The sequence below is a fragment of the Streptomyces jumonjinensis genome, from assembly GCF_009600885.1.
In the GTDB taxonomy this organism is placed as follows: domain Bacteria; phylum Actinomycetota; class Actinomycetes; order Streptomycetales; family Streptomycetaceae; genus Streptomyces; species Streptomyces jumonjinensis.
This window is the reverse complement of sequence record NZ_VCLA01000191.1, coordinates 77,030-100,711: the sequence shown is the minus strand read 5'-3', so window position 1 is coordinate 100,711 and position 23,682 is coordinate 77,030. Positions and strand designations below refer to the sequence as shown.

Here is a 23,682-nt window from a genome sequence, read left to right as displayed (position 1 = left end):
CGGCGGCACCGTCCTCGACCCCTTCACCGGCTCCGGCACCACCGGAGTTGCCGCGCTGCAGGAAGGCCGGAGCTTCGTCGGGATCGAGCTGTCCGACCACTACGCCGCCGTCGCCGAACAGCGGCTGCGCGAGGCCGTCCTCACCCGGGATGACGTCGACCTCGCCGGGCCGGAGCAGTGAGCCCGACCGGGCCGGAGTCGACCGGCCCCAGACGCCACAGGGCGGCCGACGCATCGGGTTGATGCGCCGGCCGCCCTGTTCTGTGTTCGTCAGGTCGTCTCGAACGCCCTGCGGATCAGCGGCACCGCCTTCTCCAGATCGGCCACCGACCCGATCCGGACCTCCAGGTCCCCCGTCCCCAGATGGCCTATGCCGCGCACGTCACGCGAGAAGCCGTCCTCCAGCGTGACGGTGGTCGGGTCCACCTTCAGATAGACCAGGATCGCCTGCTGCTTCGGACGGAAGATCACGCACGCCACGTTCACCATCCGCCGGTAGACGATGTAGTGCAGCGTCGGCGCCGTCTCCACCTCACCCGAGGCGGTCAGCAGCTCATGCAACTCCCCGTACAGATCCCGGAGAGAAACAGGCACCATGTTGTCGACAGCCGCCTCCACCGGCATCGCGCCCTCGGTGGCGGACGGTCTCGCGGACTCCCGAGCGCGTCTCACCGGGATGGCCCCGGAGGTCCCCTGGGCGGACTCGATCAGCATCAGGCTCAGCAGCCCGCCGTCGAAGACCCGGTAGCGCACCAGATCGATCCGCTGACGCAGGTCGTGCACCGCGATCCGGTCGTGATGAGAGAAATCGGCGGCGATGCAGACCATCCGAGGGCTGCGCCAGTCGACCTCCCCGGCCGCCTCCTCACCCAGCTTCTCCCGGACCAGCGCCTCGAACTCGTGCCGGCTGCTCTTCAGCCACGACAGATAGGAGACCGCCTGGGACATGACCCCGTGATCAGACCCCTTCTTGTACTCGATCACGACCGGCGTGTTGTTCTCGTCCAGCCCCAGCGAGTCGATCCGCCCCCGGTGCCACGGACCCGTCGCGTACTCCGACGCCAGGAACCGGATCCCCAGCATCGCCTCCATACCGGCCTCGACCCTGCGCTGCAGCTCCACCTCCAGCGCCACCGTCGAACCCCGCACCTCCACATCCCGGCCATCCGCACGCAGCCGGAACAGCTTCAGATCACCCACACGAACCCCCAGCCCATCAGCAGATCGACTGGGCAGAGAATCCCCGCGAGTGGCTGGGTATTTCCTCTGAGATGGAATCGTGATCAAGGGCCTGTCGTGATGTGCGTATTGCCCGGATTGGCTCCTCTGTTCATGGAGAGAGGCTTCCTGCCATGGCGCATGCCTATAGGGACAGTCGGCGGGCGCATGGTGGGCGCAGGCATCTGGCGTGTTGATCACCGCTTGGCCGCTACGCCACTTCGGGTCGAGGCGATGTACTTGAGCTTGCGGCGGACGCGCTCCCCGAAATCGTCCGGGCGAGCCGCGCCGACGAGCCGGGCGGCATCGCCCCAGTTGCGGACGGAAGCACCACCACGGGCCCAGGCCAGGGCGACTTCGCGCTCATCCGGGTCTAGAGCGCCCAAAACCTCCAGGATGCGCGGATTATCAATGGTGACCCGAAGGATTCCCTGATCCGGCTCGCTGCCGTCTGCAGCCACATCCTGCAACGTCAGCCCTTCGGTAACCGGCTTCCCGAGCATCTCCACACGGCGACCACGCACCTTCCGCTCCCACAGCGGCTGGAGATCCCTGTGTACGCGGGCCACTTCCTGCCGCAGATACTTCGGCACGAGCAGGTCAGCGTTCGCCTCGTTGAGTATGGGGACCCAGTCGCCTAGCAGGGCTGTTGACACTGCCTCCCGCCAGCTTGCCGCCTTGCCGGATGGGATACCGAGCGTGTTGTGAGCCACGTGGTCGATCACGTCGTTCTGGCCGCGCACTGCAGCTTCGAGGCCCTCCAACGCGCTCAAGACTGGGGTCTCAAACCGTGTGAAGTAGTGCCAGACCCTGTTGGCCACGGTGCCCATCATCTGCCGTTCCGCAGGCGACAGCTTCTCCCGGGGTGGGTAGGTGCCGGTGATGGTAGGGACCCTGCGGATCAACCCGGATGAGGGGTACTTCTGCTCAAGATAATCGAGACCGCTTTCGCCAGCCGGATCGTACGGAGGTTCGGGTGAGGTCATGCTCGGTTCTCCCTTGAAGGTCGATGGTCCTCTACCTCTGGGCTCGGCAGAGCTGGGAACCGGCAGAAAATCCGAATGTATTTTTGTGACCTGCATCACTGCGCTGTTGCGTGCTGCGGCGGCCCGCAGGGGTGGCTGTCAGGGGGCGCTTTCCGTCTCGAAGCCCTTCGTGCTTCGACGGAGCTGGGAGCGGGGCTCTGTCGGAAACTGACAAGCCGTGCACGCGGGCACCCTTCGTCATCCCCGTCTGGTGGCATACGGGTCATCGTCCGCCCCGGGGAGCGCAAGGGGAGCGCGGACGCCTTTGGACGGTGCAACACGGCCCGGCACCCGCCGGACCGGCAGTGGTGCTCTGATCAGGCAAAACGCCACCTGGTAACACCAGACAACACGACCCGTCATGATCTCTAGCGTGCTTGTAATGCGTAGGTCGTCGGTTCGAATCCGACAGGGGGCTCTGAAGGACCCCAGGACTCACTCGCCGTGACCTGGGGTTTTTCTTTGCCGGACCAGTCGGCGGCGGAGCTCAGCGATCTTCGAACGCTCCTGCGTGCCCATTGCGTGCCCATTCTGCTCGGCAGGAGCCGGTGCGACCTCGGCGTTCGTAGGCTCGACCTCGGCGACGACTTGAAGGGGCCTCCGCACGGCTCCTCTCGGCACCATGGCGGCCGTCGCCTCGGCGGCGTCGCGCGCGGCCTTGGGCATGACCGACTGATAGATGTCCCGAGTGATGCGGCTGTCGCTGTGACCGAGGGTCTCGGACACGATCTTGACGTCGACCCCGGCGGCGAGCATGAGCGAGGCGGCGACATGCCGCAGGTCGTGCATCCGGATCGGCGGCAGGCCGGACAGCTCGACGAGCCGCTCGAACTGCGGTCAGCGTGCCGGGATGCAGTCACTCCCCGTTCTCCTGAGTGAACATGCGGCCGGTGTCGGTCCATGCCTCGCCCCATTTGAGACGCTCGACGGTCTGCTTGATCCGGTGCGCTTCGAGCACCTCGACGGTGTACTCGTCGAGCGAGATGATCCGCTCGCCGCTGTCGGTCTTAGAGGTCCTGGACCGTTTGCGGCGGGCGTTCGGGAAGGCGGCCCAGTAGTACCCCGAGTCTGACTCAAGGCCGGCCTTCGGGGACCTCCCCCCCCCGGGAGCGGCGGAGGCGGCGTAGCGCCAAGGGGCGCAGGACCAGGAGGTTGAGGCCGACGGCGGCCCCGATCTGGACACGCCGCACGCCGCCCGGCAAGCCGTTCTCCGCCTCGCACGCACCATCCGCGTGGGTCCCCTACGCTTCACCGCCGCCGAACACGCCCAGCGTCAAGAGGCCGCGGCTGAATACGGCTACAAAGGTAAATCCGGCTTCGCAGCCGACATCGTCCTCGCCTTCGTATCCGCTCGGTTCACCGCGAGCCTGCCGCTGTCCGAAGACCGCCGCCGTACGCCTCGCGCAGCACCGCACTGGTACCCGCGAGGCCCGGCCTATAGCCGAGTGGCCTCCTGCCCGCGGGCGCGCTAACGGCTGGGGTCGGAGTTTCTGGGGTGGGCGGGGTTGAGGAACCACTTACGAGCCGAGGCCAGCCACCAGGTCCCGCAGAAGGCGAGGACGACGCCGACCGCGATCGGAGCGTAGTTGAAGGTCTTCGCGGTGATCGGCGAGCTCTGCGGCAGCATGAACAGCACCGTGATCACCAGCACCCAGACGACGGCGATCGTGCCGACGACGGTGGACCAGGAGCCGAGGTGCCAGGGACCTTGCTCGAATCGGTCGCCCATCCGCAGCCGGAGGAAGGTGGGGATCACGTAGGCGATGTACAGGCCAATGGTCGCGATGGAGGTCACGGCCGCGTACGCGGTGCTGTTCCACAGGTAGGGCAGGCCGAGGACGAAGGCCCCGCCGGTGGCGAGCCAGACGGCGTTGGTGGGAGTGCGGGTGGCGGGGTTGAGTTTGTGCCACGTCGCGGAGAAGGGCAGGGCGCCGTCGCGGGAGAAGGCGTAGATCATGCGCGAGTTCGCGGTCACGGACGCCATGCCGCAGAAGAGCTGGGCGACGATGACGACGAGCAGCAGCCACTTGCCCGCCGCCGCGCCGAGGGCGTCCATGAGGATCTGCGCAGGGGGCACGCCCGTGGCCGAGTCGAGGGCGCCCGCGTAGGACTGGATGGCGTAGGTGAAGCCGAAGAGGAGGAGGAACCCGGCGGCGAGGGAGACGAGGATCGAGCGGACGATGCCCTTGGGTCCCGCGGTGGAGGCGTCGATGGTCTCCTCGGTCATGTGGGCGGAGGCGTCGTAGCCGGTGAAGGTGTACTGCGCCATCAGCAGCCCGATGAGCACCACGTGGACGCTGGACGAGAAGCCGGTGCTGTTGACGAACTCGCCGAACACGAAGCGGGTCGACTGATGCTGGTCGGGGATGAGGACCAGGGCTCCGCAGATGACGGCCACGCCAAGGATGTGCCACCAGATGGACACCTCGTTGAGGAAGGCGACGATGCGCACGCCGAAGGTGTTCAGGACGCCGTGCAGGACGAGGATGATCCCGAACAGCGTGATCGTGTGGCCCGGTGTGGTGGCGTAGTCGAACTGGAGATCGAGAAAGGCGTTGAGGAAGGTGGCCGCGCCGAAGTCGACGCCCGCGGTGACGGCTATCTGGCCAAGGGTGTTGAACCACCCGGTGAACCACGCCCACGCCGCCGCCGTGCGCCGGGGGGCCATGCGATGTGCCCAGAAATACAGGCCCGCGCTGGTGGGGTAGGAGGAGCAGACCTCGGCCATCGACAGGCCCACGAAGAGTGTCATCAGACCGACGAACAGCCAGCCCCACATGATCACCGCGGGCCCGCCGGTGTTCATGCCGTAGCCGTAGAGCGTCATGCAGCCGGACAGGACGGAGATGATCGTGAAGCTGATGCCGAAGTTGGCGCGGCCGGACATGGAGCGGGACAGCGTCTGCTGGTAGCCGAGTTGCTTGAGGCGCTCCTCGTCGGAGACTCGGGAGACATCAAGGGGCACGTATATTCCGTCCTTCGAACAGGAAGAGATGGTGGTCAGTGGTGTCGGCGGCGCTGCGGGCTGTAGGCCCAGGCGCGGTGCCGCAGGAACAGTTCGCGTGCCTGGCCGCAGTACGACCAGGGGGCGTGGGTGGCGTAGGGGCCGATCGCGTCGAAGATCTCCAGGGCTTCGTGGTGGCGGTTCGCGAACGACAAGGCGTGGGCGAGATAGTTGGCGTCGTCGGCGAAGCAGGCGTGCGGGAGTGGTGCCCGGTAGCGCCACCAGCGCTCCAGCGCGTGGTCGATCTGCGGACACTCGACCCAGGGATGGATCGTCAGCCCGTACGCCTTCCAGTCCCGCTCCTGGCGGGACCGATGCGACTCGGCGAGGACGACGAGGGGCAGGACCGCGATGGGTAAGCCTCTGGGTGCCATGGACGCCTGCTCCTCGGCCCACCACATCGCTTCGCCCTGTGCGCCGTGGCAGCCGGGGAACAGATAGGTGACGATCTCGTGGTGGGCCTCACGGTTCCAGGGATCGCGCTGCTTGATCTCTTCCCACACGCTGCCGAGCGTGTTCCGGTCGGGAGCGTGGGTACGCAGCAGAGCGAGCAGGACCACGAGCGGGGCAACGTCCTGCGGCCATACGTCCAGCGTGGCGCGGCAGGTGGCCCAGGCGTCCTTCATCAGTGCCCACCCGGCGTCCCGGCCGGCGATCATCGCGCGCAGGGCCTGTACGTTTCCGAGGAGGGCCAGGGCGTGCGGTGAGCGGGGCTCCGCTTTCGCCCAGGTGTCGGCGAATCTGAGCCGAGCCCCTGCCTCCGCGAGGACCTGGAGGCGGAAGATCCGTCGGTCCCAGTCCGGACCGGTGGAGAGCAGCAGGTCACGCGGGCCTTCCCAGCGGCCCATGGAAGCGTCTTCGAGTGCGCGCCGCAGTGCCTCGTCGCCCCGGGCCGGGTGTGTGTCCAGAGATCGGCCAGGCGTCATTTCCGCTCACCCCGCCCGGCGCTCGTTCCGCTATGGCTGTCGCGCTGTGGCGACGGACACCCGATGGGGCGTTCCAAGATCACGACCAAGCCATTCCCCGGCCTCTGAGCCATCCGGAGCCGTATGTGATTGCGGGCGCGGTCGCCAGGTCCGTATCCTGCTGGGCAACGCGTAGACGGAGACGAGTAGCCACGGATCACGCGAGCAGAGAGAGCCGCCGGAAGCTGTGAAGGCGGTCTCGCGCCCCGAGGCGAAGACCCTCCTGAGCGCGGGGAGGAACGGCTACGTCCGGTGGCCCCATGCCCCGCCGGCCGACCCCCGTGACCGGGTCCGAATGAGGCCGCCACCTGGTGGCGGCGAAAGTGCGGTGGTACCGCGAGTTCCCCTTCTCGCCCGCACTCCCAAGGGATCATGACGAAGTCCTTCGGAGGACCGAAATGATCCACAGCCGCGTACACGTCTCCGACCTGCGAGAACACGTTGGCCGTACCGTCTCCGTCTGCGGGTGGGTGAACACCCTCCGCCTGCAGAGCAAGATGCAATTCGTCGTCGTACGGGACGGCACCGGCATGGTGCAGGTGACCCACCGGCGCGACGACGGACCGCTGGAAGCCCGGCTCGAATCCCTCACCCCCGAGTCCGCCGTCCGGATCACCGGCCGTGTCGTCGACGCAGCCCAGGTCAAGCTCGGCGGCCTGGAGATCGTCCCCGAAGCGGTCGAGATCCTGAACCTGGCCGCCACCCCGCTGCCGATCGACGAGCACACCGCCTTGGAGCAGCGGCTGGACTGGCGGTTCCTGGACGTACGCCGCCGTCCCGCCACCCAGCTGATGTTCGCCGTGCAGACCACCCTGGAGCAGGGCATGCGCGAGTACGCCTACGCGCAGGGCGCCACGGAGATGCACACCCCCAAGCTCATGGGCACCGCCTCGGAGTCCGGCGCGGAGGTCTTCAAGCTCGGCTACTTCGACCGCAGCGCCTATCTGGCGCAGTCGCCGCAGTTCTACAAGCAGATGGCGATCTCGGCCGGGATCGACAAGGTCTTCGAGATCGGGCCCGTCTTCCGTGCGGAGCCGTCGTTCACCTCCCGGCACGCCACCGAGTTCACGGGTGTCGATGTGGAGCTGGCCTGGATCGACGGCGTCGAGGACGTGATGGCGTTCGAGGAGCGGATGCTCGCCCACGCGATCGCCAAGGTCGCCGACGCACACGGTGAGGCGATCGCCGAGCACTTCGGCATCGAGGTCACCGTCCCCACGACGCCCTTCCCCCGTATCACCATGTCCGAGGCGCACGAGATTCTGCGCGAGGGCGGCTGGGACCCGGAGGGAATCAAGGAGGACCTGGACCCGGAGGGCGAGCGGAGCATCTCGGCTCACATCGAGGCGACCACCGGACACCAGTTCGTGTTCATCACGCACTACCCGGTGGGCATCCGGCCCTTCTACCACATGCGGCCCGCCGAGGACCCGGGCGTGACCCTGAGCTTCGACCTGCTCTGGAAGGGCCTGGAGATCACCACTGGTGCGCAGCGTGAGCACCGGTACGACGTGCTGGTGAAACAGGCCGCCGAGAAGGGGATGAGCACCGAACCGCTGCGGGACTACCTGAACGCGTTCCGGTACGGGTGTCCTCCGCACGGCGGACTCGGCATGGGGCTCGGGCGGGTGCTGATGGTGATGCTCGGCCTGGACTCCATCCGTGAGGCCAGCTTCCTCTTCCGCGGGCCGAACCGGCTCACCCCGTAATCGGCCGCGAGCCGCGTCCCACGGCACGGGCGAGTGCCTCGTACCGTGGGACGCGGCCTCAGTAGCGAACATGGCGCAGGTCATGCGTCCACGCCTCGCCGGGGTTCTTGTCCCAGTAGGAACGCAGCGCCAGCTCCCGCTCAGAGAAGCGGCCCTGGTGGCACAGGCCACCGTGGGAGAGGGTGACGCTCATGGTGAGCGCCGACTCGGTGGTGACCCAGTGAGGCGTCAGGGCGTGACTCCACAGCTGGTCACCGGGTCGCATGGTGAGGGACTGGCGATCAGCCCGGTCGTGCTCGGGCGGGTCCTCGCCGGTGGTCTTGCCGATGACCGCCGCGTCGGCCGGCAGGTGCTTGTCGGGGTCGAGGTAGCTGTGGAAGGTCTTGGTGCCATGGACCTGCCAGACCAGGCCGTGCGAGTTGTCGTTGTGGTAGGTCGAGGACGCGCCTTCGGTGGAGAGGAACAGGATGGGCGCCAAGCGCTGCCAGGTGAAGCCCCGGGCGGACAGATGGGTACGCCAGGGGACCATGACCTCTTCCTGGAAGCCGTCCAGGAGGTCGCCGTAGAAGCGGCTGAGATTGAAGTGCACCAGCCGGAACGGCCAGGTGACGACCTCCTCGATCGGCGCGGTACGGAAGGCGGCGGTGCGGTCCATCCGCACCTGCCAGTCGTCGTCCCCGAGGACCGCGAACCGTACCTCTTCGTCCCTGCGGAGGTGGTCGAGGAAGTCGACAGGGGGCAGAAACAGGTAGTCGAAGAGGAGGTCGAGCGGGAAGTTCGGCGGCTGCCGCCATCGCTGGGTGAAGTCATCGGGTGTCGTGATCGTCATCAGGCGGTCCATGGAGTCGTGTCGGTCGATCCCGTACTCACGCAGACACGGCGCACGGCGCGTCGCGGTGGTCGGGCGTGGTGGAGGGGCGGCAGATGGCGGCGCAGTCCGGGGTCACCCGGTCCTGCGCCGGATCGGTCAGAAACTGTCTGATCGCGGCACGGGGCGCGAGGACACCGACCGACGCCTGCCCGTAGGGACAGCGCCGTATACGGCCGTCGGCGGACACGTACGCGGTCGCCGAGCGGCACGGCTGCCGCTCGCCCTCGGTCGTCGGCAGCTGTAGATCCCGCAGCTCATCGAGGTAGGCCCGGTACCGGTCGGACAGTTTGAAGCAGCGTCCCAGCGCGTCGGCGTCGAGACGCTGCCGCACCAGATAGTCCTGGACCGACATCCCGTCGCGGCGCAGGGCGCGCTCGTCGAGGACCACGGGGCTGAACTGGACCTCCACCCTGGCGTCAGCCACGTGGTCGGCCAAGGTCTGGCACTCGCTATCGCTCAGGTTCCAGCAGGTGACGTGCAGGATCTTCGCCTCGGCGCTGATGGCGCGCAGCGTGTCGATGCCCGAGGCCGCTGTACGGGTGGTGCGTCCCAGCACCATCGCGCCCTGTGAGTCGGCGGAGACGGTCACGTTGGCCAGCAGATCCGCCACGTGGGAGAGGGCGATCACCTCGGTCACGGTGCGGGCCGAGGTGACCATCGACACCGACATGCCGAACTGGTGAGCCAGTCGTACGAGCTGCCTGAGCTGCGGATGGTGGGTCGGCTCGCCGCCGGTCAGACACACCCCCTCCACTCCCGTCTCCCTCAGTCGCGACAGGGTGCGGGTGTAGGTCGGGGTGTCGAGGAAGCCGTGGGCGCGGTCGGCCCGGAAGCAGAACCCGCAGGCCACCTTGCAGTGCCCGGCCGTGGAGATCAGCGCGGTACGGACATGGATGCTCATTGCACCCCCGTGTTGTCCCACACGGCGATCTCCACGGTGCTCGTATAGAAGGCGCACATCTCGGGGTCCGGGGTGCTGCCGCCGATGAGGGCCTGTTCGTTGCGGGACGGTCCGCCGCAGATGGCGAGCGCGGGGCAGTTCCCGCACTCCGGCATCGGGGCGACCTTCTTCGCGACGCCGGTCAGGAGGCCGGGGTCGACTCGGAGCTCGTCGAGGGTGTGCAGGAACGATGGCTCGGTGAAGTTGATGTCGCACAGGCTGACCCGGTTGCCGGGCAGCAGGGCGGCGTTCAGAGTGCGGTCGCCCTGCATATGGTCGAACAGCATCGGCCGCCGGGTGTCGAGGGCCTGGAAGGCGCGGTCCAGGACGGAGAACAGCATTCCGCCCCGTGTGAAGGCGGCCTGGCGGGCTTCGTACAGCTCACGCGCGAGGTCGGCACCGTTGACCTGCCAGCGGCCCGCGGTCGGGATGGGCGTGTTGACGTAGATGAACTTCAGCCCGAGGTCGTCGATGATCCACCGGACGGTATCGGCGAGGCGTCCGATGTTCGCGGCTGTCGGGGTGAGGTTGCAGCCCACATGCAGCCCGTCCGCCTCGATGAACCGGGCGACGTTGCGGCGAATCCGGTCGTCCGCGGGCTGCCCGCCGAGGAGGAGCCGGTGCGCGGAGTTGATGCCCGGCGGTCCGTCGATGGAGATGCCGACCCCGTACTCGTACGCGACGAAGTGGTCGAGCGCCTCGCCGGTGAGCCGGGCTCCGTTGGTGACGACGGTGCGCCGCACCCTGCCCACGTCGTAGCGGTCGGAGAGGTCGTCGGCGAGTTGGTCGCCGTACCGCATGAGATCGAAGCGGATGGTCGGCTCGCCGCCGAACCATTGGATGGACACCTCTTCGTGGCCGGCGTTCTGCTCGAACAGGAACTCCAGCCCGTCCGAGAGCTCTTCCTTCGTCAGGTCCGGCTTGCCGCTGTTCGTATCGACGAAGCAGTACGTGCAGGCCATGTTGCAGCGGTCGGTGAGGACCACACGCAGTCCGCTGATACGGCGGGGGGTGCGGTCGAGGCCGAGGAGTCGAAGGCGGTCATGGAGTGCTTCGCGCCGGTCGGCCTCAGGGCCGCCGGGGGTGAAGCCGAGCCCGGCGAGGGCTTCATGGGTCGTGGTCGGGGGGACCCCGGCGAGGTCGTGGACCTCGCCGGAGTCGATGAACACACTGTCCAGCGCGACCGGGTCGAGGAGAACCGCTTCCCCGTCCCGTTCGTACTGGAAGTACTTCCCCCACAGCATCCGGGGGACGGCCATGGTGGTCAGGCCGCCGCTTCCTCTTCGGCTATCCCGAGCTCGCCCATGACCGCGCGGACCGTCTCCTCGGCGGCGGCCTGGAGCTTCGCGGAGGTGGCCGGGGAGCCGCCGTCCGCGAGGACGATCACGCCGGGCAGCGTCGGATTCGGCGCGATGACGGTGATACCGGCCGGGTCGGCGCTGATGACCATGATCGCGTCCTTCAGCTCGACCCAGTCGGCCCGCTCCTTGAGCGCCTCGATGATGCGACCCTGCTTCTCCTGGAAGGAGGCACGCTCGCCCATCCACACGCCGGCCTTGGACTTGGAGTCCACGACATCCGCGTAAATCAGGTGATCCTTCTTCTCTCGCCTGGCTTGAGGCATGGCTGATCCCTTCGTGTGTTGGATGTACTGGAACGACCCCTTGCGTCCGCCGGGGTCCGGCGGCTACCGCCCCACGGGGAGTCGGGTGGGGCAGCGCTTATCAGCTCCGTGACGACCGGGCACAGCGTGGTGCCGGCCTTGGGGTCGCTGGCTGGCGGCCCTGGTCCACGGAGCAAGTCCTAGAGGGTGCCTTCACGCTCCCTGCGTGCCTTGACCAGGGCGCGGTGCAGCCCGTCGGGCGGGTTCAGGGTGCGGGGGCCGGTGGGCAGCCGGTACCAGTGGAGCCCGGGTCCAGTGGCGCGGTCCGCCTGTGGGACCACGACGTGGCAGGTCAGCCCCAGTGCGACCGTCCCCATTTCCTCCCACCGCGCCGCGATGCCGACCGGCATCAGGAAGTACATCCGGGGCTCGCGCCCACCGCCGTCGAGGATGGCCGGCCCCACGGGCAGTCCCTGCTCCTCGATGAGCGTCACGGCACGGCGCCCTACGCCCTCGGGCGCACGGATGGCGTCCCACCAGGTACCGGCAGGACACAGCTCCGGCTCAGTGCCGATGGGCATCCACCTTGGTAACCGCGCGGTCGAGATTGCGTCCGGCATAGGAAAGGCCCCCTCACAACTGGGTGTGAGAGGACCATTCCACGTACAAGGCGGGGGTGCGCGGACAAACTGTCCGCACCCAATTCACGCCAACTAAGCTTATGGGTAATGCCGTTGTGTTACGCGACGCCCGCCCAAGCTCCGAACGCGGACAGCTCGGTGGACGGGTGCGCGTCCATACGCAGCAGCGATCCGAGCGTTTCGCGTACGGATGGGTGGAATCGGGTGTGGCTCGGGGCGATCTTCCTCGCCCGCTTCAGCTCGGCGAACGCGCCGCCGCGATCCCCTTCCACCAGACGCGCGGACGCGACGTCGATGTGGTGGTGGCTGGATCGCTCGCCGACCGTCGAGGCCGGCGGCACCCATGTGGCTCCGCCCTGCCCCCATTCGGCGAGCCGTGCCAGTGCCTGCTCGCTGTCCCCGGTGTCGATCAGCGCATGCACCGCGTGGATCCTGATGTTCGTCGGCCCGAAGCTCATCTCGTAGGCGAGGCTGTCCCTGTTGTCCGCCATGCGCGCGACCTGCTCGGCCTCCCGGAGGAACTCCTCGGCTCCCTCAGGGTTGTTCTCCCGCGACTCCACCACCGCGAGCTTCAGCAGCAGCGCCCCGTCGACCGCCAGCGCATCGTCGGTGTACGAACGCTCCGGCTGAAGCCGCTCCAGCTCCCCTCGCAGACCCTTGAGCTTGCGCCGGGCCGACTCGGTCGCGCCCTGGCGCAGCATCGACCCCGCCACCAGGAAGCCGGCGGTGACCTGCATCAGCGGATCGCCGCTCCGGTCGGCGGCCCACCGCACCCGCTCCAGCGCCGTGTTGCCCAGGTCGTGATGCCCCATCTTGTGGGCCAGGCTGTTGACCGCGCGATAGGCACGGGCCAAGTGCCAGAAAGCCTTCTGTTGTTCAACGCCCTTCGCGCCGAGCGCCACGTGGGTCAGCTCAGTGATCACCGGGGGCAGCAACGGCCCCATCGGAACGTAACGGGCATCACGCCGGAGAGCCGCGATCTGGTCCACCTCGGAGGCCAAGACCGGCAACGCTCGCGGCCGGATCTCCAACTCGTCAGGGGCGTCGAAGCACAGCAGTGTCCGTCGCAGCTCCGGGATGACGGCGTGCACCCCGTCCTCGGCTTCCGGGTCCCCGTAGTACGGCTGGCCCGTCAGGACTTCCGGGCCGAAGCGCAGCGCTCGCGCCAGAGCCAATATCAGGCTCGGCGTCGCCCTCCGTGCGCCGGATTCAAGCTTCTGGATCTGACTGGCGGAGACCGCTACCCGCTGGGCGAGCTGTGCGGCGGACAGCCCCCGCGTCTTGCGTGCCACCCGGAGCCGGTCTCCCAGCATCAAGCTCTCGCCCACGTCGGCATCCCCTCGCTGGTTGGAGCACTACGGCCAGAGTACGGATCGTGGGCAACCCTCAGAAGGCCCGTCGCTGAGAGTTGACAAGATGGTCGCCCTGGGGATTTGCATGCCTGGTGAAAGCGATTGCTCCGACACCCAGTATGGGTCTGTGCCCGGCCGGTCTGTGCCGGTCGGGTGGGCGTGTAGTCGCAGTCCTCCCTACAGGGAGCTTCTTGCTACCCCTCGGCCCCAACCACGCGTAGCAGCTCCATCACTTCCTCCTGCAGTTCTGGTTACGCAGACGAAGAGCGCTCTATGGCGACAACGGGATACCCGGCAGGCGAGAGGAATGAGTCGCGAGGAGGCTACTGTCCCCGCGACCACCTTGGGCTGAAGGGCTGGAAGAGGAGCTTGCACGCATCAGCGACTACTGAGGGTCGGTTGGACCTTGTAGCAGCCCAACTCGTTCAGGGAGGGGAGAGTCCGATTGCGTGAGCGGACGGGGTGGCACAGAGCGGATTCGGCGGCACGTGGGGCCGTGCCGTACCTCTCTGACCAGCGGATACGGGATTCGGTGACACGGCCCGGCACTACCCGGGAGGATCTTGCAGGCCCTTGTAATGCGTAGGTCGTCGGTTCGAATCCGACAGGGGGCTCTGCCGAAAGCCCAGCTCAGACACTGTCTGAGCTGGGCTTCTGTGTTCAGCGGAGGCGGCGGGCCCGGCCCTGGGCGTGGGGTGGCGGGGCCCGGGTCAGGTCGCCGTGTAGGAGATTCTCACCTTGCCGTCGTCCTCGCCGAGGAAGTCGTGGGTGAAGGAGCCCGCGGCGTCAGCCGGTGTCCAGGTGGCCCTGCCGCGTGCGACCTGGTCGTCGCCGCTCGTGGAGTCGTAGTCCCACAGGTTCACCTCGATGCTGAAGCCCCGGTCCGTCGGGTATTCGGCGGTCGGGCCGGAGATGAAGGAGCCCTTGGAGTCGTCGAACTCCACGCGGTGGTCCTTGTCGCGGTTCCACAGGTCGGTGGCGCCGTGGGTGGTGAGCACCCGGATGCTGCCGTAGACCCGGGGGTCCGTGGAGCCGTCGTCGAACTGGAGGAGATCGGCCGCGGTGATCCGCACGCTCCGGGGGGCGTCCTGGCGGGGGCCGAACTCGTTCCACGCGATGAGCTCGTCGATCAGCGAGGGGGCCGTGTAGTCGTCGGCGTAGTCCATCGGGACGATGCCGAGCGACGGGCGGAGCTTCTCGGTGCGGATGCCCCAGACGTGGTCGAGGACCCTGAACACCACCCGCTTGGCCATATGGGCGGGTGAGGCGAGGGTGGCGTAGCAGCTCAGATGGTTGATGTAGAAGTTCTTCTTGCCGGTGTCCTTCAGGGCCTTGTCGAACTGGGACTTCACCTCCCCGACCTTGCCGTCGGCGTCGTCCGTGTCGTAGTGGTCCTGAATGCTGGCGTCGCCCCAGGGGATTCCGGGGAGTCCGGCGACATTGGAGAGCACCACGATCTTGCCGCGCGCCTTGTCGAGCGTCGGGATGCTCGACTCGGTGTGGAACAGCCCCGGGAACTTGTGGCTGACCTCCTCGAAGCGCGCCTTGAACCCCGCGTCGGTTCCGTCGTCGCCCTCGTCGTCGTTGTGGTACTCGTGCTTGATCCTCATGAGGACCGTTTCCTGCTTGTTGGTCTTCAGGAAGTCGTAACAGTCGTTGATGACATCCAGGAACGACAGCTCCTGATACACCGAGCCATGGTGGATGAGGAGGCTGCCGTTGAAGTTGCGGCAGCGGATGTCGAGATAGCGGATGCCGGCCGCCAGCTGCTTGGCGATGCTGAAGGGCTTGCTCTGGCACTGCGCCCAGTCCATGGGGAGGACCGCGCCATGGGTGGCCCCGGACTCGTGGGTTCCGGGGATGGTCAGGTCCTGGAGGCCGAGGCCGTCGTCCAGATGGGACATCCAGTTGTGGAGCTGATACATGTCCTGTCCTTCGGGTCGGGTGCACCGCTCCCTTGAGGGGCGGTGCGGGGATCAGCGCTGAAGGGTGTAGGTGAGATCGGCCGCCCCGTGGAGGCCGGTGAGATGGACGGTGTGCGGTCCGGGGGCGGTGCGGCCGTCGACGGTGACCGACTGGCGGACGAGCTCGTCGTCCGGGTCGGGGGAGTCGGAGTCCCAGACCAGGGCGGTGACGACGAAATTGCCGTCGAAGCTGGCGAGGAACCCGTGGTCGACTCCCGGCAGCTGGTAGGGAGGCTTCTTGTCGGACAGGGCGTCGTCCCGTTCGACATGCCACACACGGCGTCCGTTGACGGTGATCTCGCCGTACAGATCGTCGCCGCCGGAGTCGTCGCCGGCGGTGATCGTCACCTTGTCCACGCGGAGCGTCGACGGATTCTTCGGGGGTTCGGGCAGCACCCCCGTGGCCACGATGGGGTAGTGGTCGCTCGGATCGGTGACCTCGACATGCTTCCCGCCGGCGGTGACGGTGTAGGCCGCGGTGGTCGGGGCGCTGACGTCCACCGTCCAGTTCTCCAGCAGGGTGTGCCCCGTGCGCTGGAGGGCCAGATCCAGATCCTCCGGTCCGTCATCGGGATACCGGGCATGGGCCAGGGTGTTGGCCTTGGTGTCGAAGGAGTACGTCCTGCCGGTACGCGCCGCGTCCTCGGCCCTCAGCGTCGCCAGCGTCGAGCTGTACTCGGCGCGGTCGTGGCGGTCCACATTGAAGTCGCCGACGAGCAGCACGGGTTCGCCGCTGGGGATCAGGCCGGTGTGCTCCTTCTCGGTGAGGAAGTCGTCGAGCTGGGTGAACTGGCGATGGCGGATCTTGGCGGCGTTCTGGCGGTAGGACTTCTCGTCGCCGCACCCGGTGTCGGTCGACTGCGGATGGGTCCCCACGACATGGAGGGTCCGCCCGTCCTTCTCGACCCTGGCGTAGGCGAAACCCTTGGCGGACTCGTGGTCCCAGCCGCAGCCGTCCGCGTAGATCAACTGCTCGGCCCAGGTGATCGGATGACGGCTGACGATGGCGATGCCGCCGTTCTCCGGTTCGGTGTGCGTACTGGTCCACTGGGAGCGGTTCCAGGGCATGGCCTGCTTGCGGTCCGGCCAGTCGTCCGCGCCCACCACCCGGGTCTGATGGATGTACCCCGCGTCATGGAGGCCGTTGAGCAGGGCGGTCGACGGGGCGATGTTGAAGAGCTCTTCCAGTACGACGACATCGTTGCCCTGGAGGAAGGGCAGCTTCAGGATCTTGGCCACTCTGTCGGCGTTGTGGAAGTCGTCGCCGCCGATCGAGACGATCCACGGCAGCAGCATGGTGTTGTAGTTGGCCACCTTGACGGTGGTGCTCATGGATCTCGCCTTTCGCGGCAGTACGCCTGTTCACCTGCGGGGTGTCCGATTCCGGACATCGCCTTCGACAGGTGAATTCCCCTGTATGTGAAGGAATGTAGCGATTTAGCGCGTCATGTCCACCATGAGACATTGGGCCGGGCGGCTCGGAAGGGAACGGCTCCACCCCCTCCTCCCGCCTGCCGCCACAGGGCTCGGCGGTCGATCGGAGCCCGAACGCCACCCGCGCGCACTCCACTCGTACGAGTGAATGGCACGTGTCAACGCGCGCATCGCCCCGAGTCGACAGGCGTTATTCGCGCCGGAGTTCGATGTGTCACCGGTTCTGATCACTCGGGTGTGGCGGAGAAATATTCCTGAGTAGCGTTGCGGCGGAAATGGTCCGCGGACTTCATCTTCATACGGGCCCCTGTCATCAATTCGGCATGCGCAGGGGAAAGGCCGTTAATGCGACTGATCGATCCAGGACGCACGATGCGGTATCGAATTTCATATGAAAGCTCTGCGGCACTGCCATCCGACCTGTTGTCCCACCCGAAGGGAGAAGTGCCGTGAAGACGCGCCCAGCGCTGCTCATGACGCTGTTGACCATGGGCATGACCCTCGCTCTGGCCATCGGCCTCACCCCCGCCGCGCCCACCGTCGCGCACGCCGAGACCAAGCTCGATCACCGGCCGATCGTATTCGTGCACGGATACAACTCCGGCCCCGGAGTATGGAATGGAACGAAGGACAGGGCCAAGACCTACGGCTACAACGAGAACGAGCTGTTCGCCTTCGACTACAGCAAATTCACGCCCGGTGATACGACGATCCTCAACATCGCGGCCAAGCTCGGCGCGTACATCAAGGACAGCAAGCTGACGGACAAGTCACCCGACGGAAAGATCGACATCGTCGCCCACTCCATGGGCGGACTGGTCTCCCGCGCCTATCTCAAGCAGGAACTGGGCCACAAGATCACCTCGCATCTGATGACCTACGGCACGCCCAACCACGGGACGAATCTCGCCGACTGGGGATGCGGCACCGGCGTCAAGTGCGACGGCCAGACCGGAGAGATGCAGCGCAACTCCACCGTCCTTCAGTATCTGAACCAGGACGACGAGACCTACGGCGCCACCGAGTACGCCACCGTGCGGGCGAACGTCGGGGACGAACTGATCGTCAACGTCGCCCACGCCGGCACCGACCTCTGCGACGGCATGGTCTTCGGCGAGACCGAGAAGGGCGACGACGCGGGCAACTACGCGGGCCGCACCAGCGTCATCAACGGCGCCGAGCTCAACCTCGTCTCCTCCTGCCTCGCTCACGACGGCCTGCGCAACGACCCCTGGGTCGTCGAGAAGACCCTTCAGTGGATCGCGGACGCCGACGGCGCCCACACGCCGAAGGCCGCGCAGATCGTCTGCGGACCCCTGGCCGAGCACTGGGGGAAGGACAAGTGGGTCGCCGCCTACGCCCAGTCCTGTGTGACCGCGACCGGAGCCCCGAAGGCGAAGACCAAGACCGTCAGCACCGAGCTCCAGATCCGCGGCTGCGGCTACTACTACTCCTTCGCCGCGACCTGGTGGTACGCGGGCCGCAGCGACGTCACATGCGAGGTCGCCTACGAAGGAACCCTGCTGCGCAAGGGCTCCCAGCTCGCGCACACCAAGTCGTCCCGCAGTGAGAACGCGCGGACGATGGAGATCAGCACCGACGGGGCCACGGCGAGCAAGGGCGACACCGTCTCAGGGACGTGGACCTTCGGCGCCCACGCCTACCAGGACTCCGAGTGGGACGTGAAGGACGCCACAGCGGAGACCGGGACGCTCACCCTCTCCTGACCTCGGCATTCCGAACGGCCGGCCGTGCGCGCTCCGACGCCCGCACGGCCGGCCGTTCCCCGCGTACGGTGCCGTACGCCACCGGTGGCGCCCTCAGCCGCGGCCCTCAGCCGCCGCCCTCAGCCGCGGCCCGAGATCCGGTCCGCCAGCCTCGCGATCCGGTCGGTCTCCACCGTCAGGCCCGCCGATTCGCGGCGGTCCGCGCCCCGGTAGGCCGCGTACATCGCCTGCACCCCCAGCCAGCGCAGCGGCTCCGGCTCCCAGCGGCGCACCCGGTGGTTCACCCAGGGGAGCCCGGTCAGCTCGGTGTCGCCCGCCTGGCCGGAGTCCCGCTGGATCAGATCGCGCAGGGTGCGCCCGGCCAGATTGGCGGTCGCCACACCGGAGCCGACGTATCCGCCGGCCCAGCCCAGCCCCGTCGACCGGTCCAGGGTGACCGTGGCACCCCAGTCACGGGGCACCCCGAGCACCCCCGACCAGGCGTGGTCGACGGCGACGCCCGCCGTGGTGGGGAAGAGCTTCACCAGCATGTCGCGCAGCGCCCGGACGGTCGCGGGCTGGGTGCGGCCGTCGTTGTCCGTGCGGGAGCCGTAGCGATACGGAACGCCCCGCCCGCCGAGCGTGATCCGGTCGTCCGCGGTGCGCTGGGCGTAGACATAGGCGTGCGCCATGTCGCCGAGGGTCTCCCGGCCCTCCCAGCCGATGGTCTCCCACACCTCCGGCGGCAGCGGCTCGGTGGCGATCATGGAGGAGTTCATGGGGAGCCAGGTGCGCCGCTGGCCCTTCACCGAGGCGGTGAACCCCTCGGTGCAGCGCAGGATGTAGGGCGCGCGGACGGTGCCGTAGGGCGTTACGGCGTGCTGCGGCCTGATCTCGGTGACCGGGGTGGACTCATGGACGGTGACGCCGAGGTCCGCCACGGCGGCGGCCAGGCCCTTGACCAGTTTGACCGGGTGCAGCCGGGCGCCGTGCGGAGTCCAGGTGGAGGCGACGGCTCCGGCGACCCGGACGCGTTCGGCGGTCTCCCGCGCCCCGCGCAGGACGCGGTCCTTCTCGCCGAAGGCGAGCTCGCCGGCGTGGAACGCCTTGAGGCGGGCCGCCTGGGCGGGGGTGTAGGCGACTTCGAGCACACCGCCCGCGTGGATATCGGCGTCGATGCGCTCCTCCGCGGCCGTCCGGACGACTTCGGCCACGGTGTCGTTCATGGCCCGCTGGAGGCGGACCGCCGCGTCATGGCCGTGCAGCCGGGCGTAGCGGTCGCGTCCCGCGATGCCGTTGTAGAGCCAGCCGCCGTTCCGCCCGGACGCGCCGTAGCCGCAGAACCTGGCTTCGAGGACGGTGATCTGGAGGAAGGGCGCGGCCTTCTTGAGGTAGTACGCCGTCCACAGTCCGGTGTATCCGCCGCCGATGACGCAGACGTCCGCGGTGGCGTCGCCGGGGAGCGGCTCGCGGGGGGCGGGAAGGCCGTCCCGCGCGTACCAGAACGATATTCCGCCGTTGACGGTGCTCCCGGCCATGGATGTCCCCTGCTGCTCGTTCCTGCCCTGACATGCGGCTCTGTCTGCGCGGACGACTGTACGCACCACATCGGTACGGGAGAACGGCACTGGCACGCCCGGGTCGCGTACGTACCATCGGGGCATGACCGAGGTTCCGGAAGCCCTGGCGGAGATGCAGCGGAGGTACGGCGGAGCGGCGGGCCGCGCGTTCATCGAGCTCCTGCCCGCGCGCGCCGCCGCGTTCCTGGAGCGCTGGGAGCTGAGACGGACCGGCGACCCCATGCACGGCTGCGTCGCGCTCGCCCTGCCGGTGGAGCGCGCCGACGGCACACCCGCCGTGCTGAAGCTCCAGACGCTGGACGAGGAGAGCGCGGGGGAGCCGCTCGCGCTGCGGGCGTGGGGCGGGGACGGCGCGGTACGGCTGCTCGACCACGATCCGGACACCAACACCCTGCTGCTGGAGCGGCTCGACTCCAGCCGTCATCTGTCGTCGGTGGCCGACTCGCGGGAGGCGGTACGGATTCTCGCCGGGCTGCTGGCCCGGCTGACCGCGCTGCCCGCGCCCGGCGGGCTGCGCGGGCTCGGCGGGATCGCCGCCCGGATGCTGGACGAGACGCCCGGCGCGGCACGGCTGCTCGGTGACGAGAGCGAGCGGCGGCTGCTGCTGGACTGCGCCGCCGCTGTACGGGAGGTCGCGGGCGAGAGCGGGAACCGGCTGCTCCACTGGGATCTGCACTACGACAACATCCTGGCCGCCGAGCGGGAGCCATGGCTGGCGATCGACCCCAAACCGCTGGCCGGGGACCCGGGTTTCGAGCTCATGCCCGCCCTGCGCAATCGCTATGACCCGGCCGAGACGCGGTGGCGCTTCGATCTGCTGACCGAGGCGCTGGGGCTCGACCGGGCGCGGGCGCGGGCCTGGACGCTCGGGCGCGTACTCCAGAACAGTCTGTGGGATCTGGAGGACGGCGAGCGGAGGCTCGCGGCGGACCAGCGGGAGATCGCGCGGGCGCTGCTCGGGCGGGACTGAGCCCGCCGGGGGATGTCCCGGGGGGCGGTTTGGCGCCGTGGGCAGGCCATCGGGCAGGCTGACCTCATGATTCGTACAGCTGTGCCTGAGGATGTGCCCGAGATCCACCGTATGGTCCGCGAACTGGCGGAGTATGAAAAGGCTCTGGACGAGGCCCGAGCGACCGAGGAGCAACTGCGTGAAGCGCTCTTCGGCGAGCGGCCCGCCGCCTATGCGCATATCGCCGAGACGGACGATGGCGAAGTGGCCGGATTCGCGCTGTGGTTCTTGAATTTCTCGACCTGGCGCGGGGTGCACGGAATTTATCTGGAGGATCTGTATGTACGTCCCGACCGGCGTGGCGGGGGGCATGGCAAGGCGTTGCTGGCGGAGCTCGCGAGGATCTGCGTCGAGCGCGGCTATGAGCGTCTCGAATGGTCGGTGCTGAACTGGAACACCCCGTCGATCGACTTCTACCGGTCGCTCGGCGCGAAGCCGCAGGACGAGTGGACGGTGTACCGGCTGACGGACGAGGCCCTGGCCACGCTGGGTACGCGGCGGTAGCCCGGCCCGCCGCCGGGCACCGTCTTCTGGAGCCCCCTGCGCGGGCTCTCAGGGGACCAGGACCACCTTGCCGGTGGTGCCCCGGGTCTCTATCGCCCGGTGGGCCCCGGCGGCGTCCGCGAGCGGGAAGCGCTGTACGGCGGGGCGCAGCCGGCCCGCGGCGGCCTCGGCGAGGGAGCGCTCCTCCAGCGCGCGCAGACCGCCGGCCTTCTCCAGCATCGCCGGTCCGAGCACCAGCTCCGAGGTGATCTGCCGTTCGGCGAGCTCCTCGTCGGTGAAGGTCAGTGGGCCGCCGTCGTGCAGCTTCTCGCCGGCCCAGCCGAAGACGAGATGCCGGCCGCCCTTGGCCAGCAGATCGACGGCGGCGCGGCCGGCGGTCCCGCCGACCGCGTCGAAGACGATGGTGGCGTGCCGCTCGCCGAGGTGGTCGCGGACCTGCTGGGGCCAGTCCGGCTGCTGGTAGTCGACGGCGGTGTCGGCTCCGTTGGCGAGGACGAGCGAGACCTTGGCGGCCCCGCCCGCCAGCCCGACGACCAGCGCGCCCGCGTTCTTGGCGTACTGCACCAGCAGGGTGCCGATGCCGCCCGCGGCGGCGAGGACGATCACGATGTCGTCCGGGCCGAGGCCGGTGAAGTCGAGGATGCCCAGAGCGGTGCGTCCGGTGCCGATCATCGCGACGGCCTCGGCTTCGTCGAGGGTCCCGGGGATCTCATGGAGCCGCTCGACGTCGGTGACGGCGAGGTCGGCGTATCCGCCGGGGACCATTCCGAGGTGGGCGACGACCTTCTTGCCGAGCCACCGCTCGTCGGTGCCCGCGCCGAGCGATTCGACCACGCCCGCGACTTCACGGCCGGGGACGGTCGGCAGGCTGATGGGTTCGGTGTACGGGCCGGGGATGCCCTCGCGCAGGGCGGTGTCCAGGACGTGGACCCCCGAGGCGGCGACGGCGATCCTCACCTGTCCCGGGCCGGGGACCGGGTCCGGGACCTGCTCGTGGACGAGATTCCCGGCGGGTCCGAAGGCGTGCAGCCGGATGGCGTGCATGGAGTGCTCCCCTGAGTGTGTGCTCGTGGTGACAGGACCAAGCCTCTGACCTCAAGTTCGCTTGAGGTCAAGTGCTGTCCGGGAAGGGAGCGACACGGCCGGGGGCCGGTCAGACGCGGGGGAAGCGGGCCTGGAGGCTCCAGATGGCGGGGTTGTCGGCGAGACCTTCGTGCATATCGGTCAGATCCGCGATCAGATCGTGCAGAAAGTCCCGGGCCTCGCGGCGCAGTACGCCGTGGTTGAAGGTGAGCGGCGGTTCATCGCGCCCCATCCAGTCGGCCTCCACATCGACCCAGCCGAAGCGCCGTTCGAAGAGCATCCGGTCGGCGGACTCGGTGAAGTCCAGTTCGGCGTGCTGGGGGGTGGCGGCGCGGCTGCCCCGGGGGTCCCGGTCGAGATTCTCGACGATGTCGCACAGGGCCCAGGCGAAGTCGAGCACGGGGACCCATCCCCAGGCTGTGGACAGCTCGCGGTCGGCCTCCGTGTCGGCGAGATAGACATCGCCGCAGAAGAGGTCGTGGCGGAGTGCGTGGGTGTCCGCCTGGCGGTAGTCGGTCTGCGGGGGGTCGGGGAAGCGGGGGGAGAGGGAGTAGCCGATATCGAGCACGGGCCGATGGTGTCACGCCCGCCGCCCCGGCACGGGGGAGCCCCCCTCCGGGGAGGTGGTTGTGCCCGGCCCCGGCCGCTCGGGCCCACCGCCCGGCGTCGGGCCCTCGTCGGGGGCCAGCCCCCGAACCCCCGCTCCTCAATCTCCCCCAGACTCCGTCCGGGGGGACCCCCAAGGGGCTGAATTCGTCCTCCCCTGTTCCTCCCCCTCCCCAGACTCCGTCCGGGGAGGGGGACCTCACAGGGCTGGGTTTTGTGCCCCCCGCTCCCCGGGCTTGGCGGCTGGCGGAGCTGGATCTTGTGTGCGAGCCACCCCGCAGGGCGTCGGGCCCTCGTCGGGGGCCAGCCCCCGAACCCCCGCTCCTCAATCGCCGGAGGGGCTGATTTTGGCTCCCCTCGCCTCAATCGCCAGCGAGGCTGGATTTTGCAGACTTCGTCCGGGGGGACCCCCAAGGGGCTGGGTTTGCCGGGGTTGCCCGGCACCCGAGATAGACGGCGGACGTTCGA

22 protein-coding genes and 1 pseudogene are annotated in these 23,682 nt (G+C 68.4%); 6 read left to right on the top strand and 17 right to left on the bottom strand.

What is annotated here, in order from left to right; genetic code table 11:
• Window positions 1-181 (top strand): DNA methyltransferase (locus FF041_RS30385; protein ID WP_228388727.1); only part of this gene is annotated, 181 nt, incomplete at its 5' end.
• 89 nt (window positions 182-270) lie between these two features.
• Here FF041_RS30385 and FF041_RS30380 read toward each other — a convergent pair.
• From FF041_RS30380 to FF041_RS40620, 4 genes are all read right to left on the bottom strand, one after another.
• Window positions 271-1,200 carry a DUF5655 domain-containing protein gene (locus FF041_RS30380; protein ID WP_323393153.1) on the bottom strand — a complete coding sequence of 310 codons (930 nt, stop codon included), beginning with the start codon at window positions 1,198-1,200 and terminating at the stop codon, window positions 271-273.
• Between the two features lie 215 nt (window positions 1,201-1,415).
• Window positions 1,416-2,204 (bottom strand): hypothetical protein, encoded by a 789-nt coding sequence (locus FF041_RS30375; RefSeq protein ID WP_153525760.1) that lies wholly within the window; start codon window positions 2,202-2,204, stop codon window positions 1,416-1,418.
• A 474-nt stretch (window positions 2,205-2,678) separates the two neighbouring features.
• Entirely contained in the window at window positions 2,679-3,032 is a 354-nt protein-coding gene (locus tag FF041_RS40625; RefSeq protein WP_153525759.1) for a tyrosine-type recombinase/integrase, read from the bottom strand.
• A gap of 67 nt (window positions 3,033-3,099) precedes the next feature.
• Window positions 3,100-3,426: a hypothetical protein gene (locus FF041_RS40620; protein ID WP_153525758.1), complete on the bottom strand. Its 327-nt coding sequence runs from the start codon at window positions 3,424-3,426 to the stop codon at window positions 3,100-3,102.
• Between FF041_RS40620 and FF041_RS39525 the strand changes: the two are divergent.
• Window positions 3,371-3,640 (top strand): annotated as a pseudogene (locus FF041_RS39525) (plasmid mobilization relaxosome protein MobC); the annotation flags it as partial. The gene FF041_RS40620 and the pseudogene FF041_RS39525 sit on opposite strands and share 56 nt — an antisense overlap.
• 71 nt (window positions 3,641-3,711) lie before the next feature.
• Here the strand turns inward: FF041_RS39525 and FF041_RS30360 are convergent.
• Together FF041_RS30360 and FF041_RS30355 are read right to left on the bottom strand one after the other, a co-directional pair.
• On the bottom strand, window positions 3,712-5,208 hold the full coding sequence (locus FF041_RS30360; protein WP_323393151.1) for an amino acid permease: 1,497 nt from the start codon (window positions 5,206-5,208) through the stop codon (window positions 3,712-3,714).
• Between the two features lie 35 nt (window positions 5,209-5,243).
• Complete coding sequence (locus tag FF041_RS30355; protein WP_228388726.1) at window positions 5,244-6,173, bottom strand: hypothetical protein; 930 nt, start codon at window positions 6,171-6,173, stop codon at window positions 5,244-5,246.
• A gap of 437 nt (window positions 6,174-6,610) precedes the next feature.
• On the opposite strand from FF041_RS30355, the gene aspS reads away from it, so the two are divergent.
• Window positions 6,611-7,921, top strand: coding sequence for an aspartate--tRNA(Asn) ligase (gene aspS, locus FF041_RS30350; RefSeq protein WP_153525757.1), 1,311 nt, complete (start codon window positions 6,611-6,613; stop codon window positions 7,919-7,921).
• A 58-nt stretch (window positions 7,922-7,979) separates the two neighbouring features.
• Here aspS and FF041_RS30345 read toward each other — a convergent pair whose 3' ends face one another.
• The 8 genes from FF041_RS30345 to FF041_RS30310 all read right to left on the bottom strand — a co-directional run bounded on the left by FF041_RS30345 (window position 7,980) and on the right by FF041_RS30310 (window position 16,624).
• Window positions 7,980-8,750 carry a hypothetical protein gene (locus tag FF041_RS30345; protein ID WP_153525756.1) on the bottom strand — a complete coding sequence of 257 codons (771 nt, stop codon included), beginning with the start codon at window positions 8,748-8,750 and terminating at the stop codon, window positions 7,980-7,982.
• Between the two features lie 37 nt (window positions 8,751-8,787).
• Entirely contained in the window at window positions 8,788-9,693 is a 906-nt protein-coding gene (locus FF041_RS30340; RefSeq protein ID WP_153525755.1) for a radical SAM protein, read from the bottom strand.
• A complete protein-coding gene (locus FF041_RS30335; protein ID WP_153525754.1) occupies window positions 9,690-10,991 on the bottom strand; it encodes a radical SAM protein in 1,302 nt (433 codons plus the stop codon). The genes FF041_RS30340 and FF041_RS30335 overlap by 4 nt, the downstream gene beginning before the upstream one ends.
• 5 nt (window positions 10,992-10,996) lie before the next feature.
• Entirely contained in the window at window positions 10,997-11,356 is a 360-nt protein-coding gene (locus tag FF041_RS30330) for a hypothetical protein (protein WP_153525753.1), read from the bottom strand.
• Between the two features lie 179 nt (window positions 11,357-11,535).
• Entirely contained in the window at window positions 11,536-11,916 is a 381-nt protein-coding gene (locus tag FF041_RS30325) for a hypothetical protein (protein ID WP_228388725.1), read from the bottom strand.
• 158 nt (window positions 11,917-12,074) lie between these two features.
• The gene (locus tag FF041_RS30320) at window positions 12,075-13,289 is read right to left on the bottom strand and encodes a helix-turn-helix domain-containing protein (protein WP_153525820.1); all 1,215 of its coding nucleotides are present in this window, start codon (window positions 13,287-13,289) and stop codon (window positions 12,075-12,077) included.
• A 749-nt stretch (window positions 13,290-14,038) separates the two neighbouring features.
• The gene (locus tag FF041_RS30315; protein WP_153525751.1) at window positions 14,039-15,253 is read right to left on the bottom strand and encodes a phosphatidylinositol-specific phospholipase C; all 1,215 of its coding nucleotides are present in this window, start codon (window positions 15,251-15,253) and stop codon (window positions 14,039-14,041) included.
• Window positions 15,254-15,304: 51 nt separating this feature from the next.
• Window positions 15,305-16,624: a sphingomyelin phosphodiesterase gene (locus tag FF041_RS30310; protein WP_153525750.1), complete on the bottom strand. Its 1,320-nt coding sequence runs from the start codon at window positions 16,622-16,624 to the stop codon at window positions 15,305-15,307.
• A gap of 551 nt (window positions 16,625-17,175) precedes the next feature.
• On the opposite strand from FF041_RS30310, the gene FF041_RS30305 reads away from it, so the two are divergent.
• On the top strand, window positions 17,176-18,453 hold the full coding sequence (locus FF041_RS30305; RefSeq protein WP_153525749.1) for an esterase/lipase family protein: 1,278 nt from the start codon (window positions 17,176-17,178) through the stop codon (window positions 18,451-18,453).
• 119 nt (window positions 18,454-18,572) lie between these two features.
• On the opposite strand, the gene FF041_RS30300 is transcribed toward FF041_RS30305, so the two are convergent.
• On the bottom strand, window positions 18,573-19,970 hold the full coding sequence (locus FF041_RS30300) for an NAD(P)/FAD-dependent oxidoreductase (protein ID WP_153525748.1): 1,398 nt from the start codon (window positions 19,968-19,970) through the stop codon (window positions 18,573-18,575).
• Between the two features lie 124 nt (window positions 19,971-20,094).
• Here FF041_RS30300 and FF041_RS30295 point away from each other — a divergent pair, with 124 nt between their 5' ends.
• Both FF041_RS30295 and FF041_RS30290 read left to right on the top strand, forming a co-directional pair.
• Entirely contained in the window at window positions 20,095-20,982 is an 888-nt protein-coding gene (locus FF041_RS30295; RefSeq protein WP_153525747.1) for an aminoglycoside phosphotransferase family protein, read from the top strand.
• 66 nt (window positions 20,983-21,048) lie between these two features.
• The gene (locus FF041_RS30290) at window positions 21,049-21,525 is read left to right on the top strand and encodes a GNAT family N-acetyltransferase (protein ID WP_153525746.1); all 477 of its coding nucleotides are present in this window, start codon (window positions 21,049-21,051) and stop codon (window positions 21,523-21,525) included.
• A gap of 48 nt (window positions 21,526-21,573) precedes the next feature.
• Here FF041_RS30290 and FF041_RS30285 read toward each other — a convergent pair whose 3' ends face one another.
• Together FF041_RS30285 and FF041_RS30280 are read right to left on the bottom strand one after the other, a co-directional pair.
• Window positions 21,574-22,569, bottom strand: coding sequence for a zinc-binding dehydrogenase (locus FF041_RS30285; RefSeq protein WP_153525745.1), 996 nt, complete (start codon window positions 22,567-22,569; stop codon window positions 21,574-21,576).
• A 109-nt stretch (window positions 22,570-22,678) separates the two neighbouring features.
• Window positions 22,679-23,176: a hypothetical protein gene (locus FF041_RS30280; RefSeq protein WP_323393147.1), complete on the bottom strand. Its 498-nt coding sequence runs from the start codon at window positions 23,174-23,176 to the stop codon at window positions 22,679-22,681.
• Window positions 23,177-23,682 lie beyond the last annotated feature (506 nt).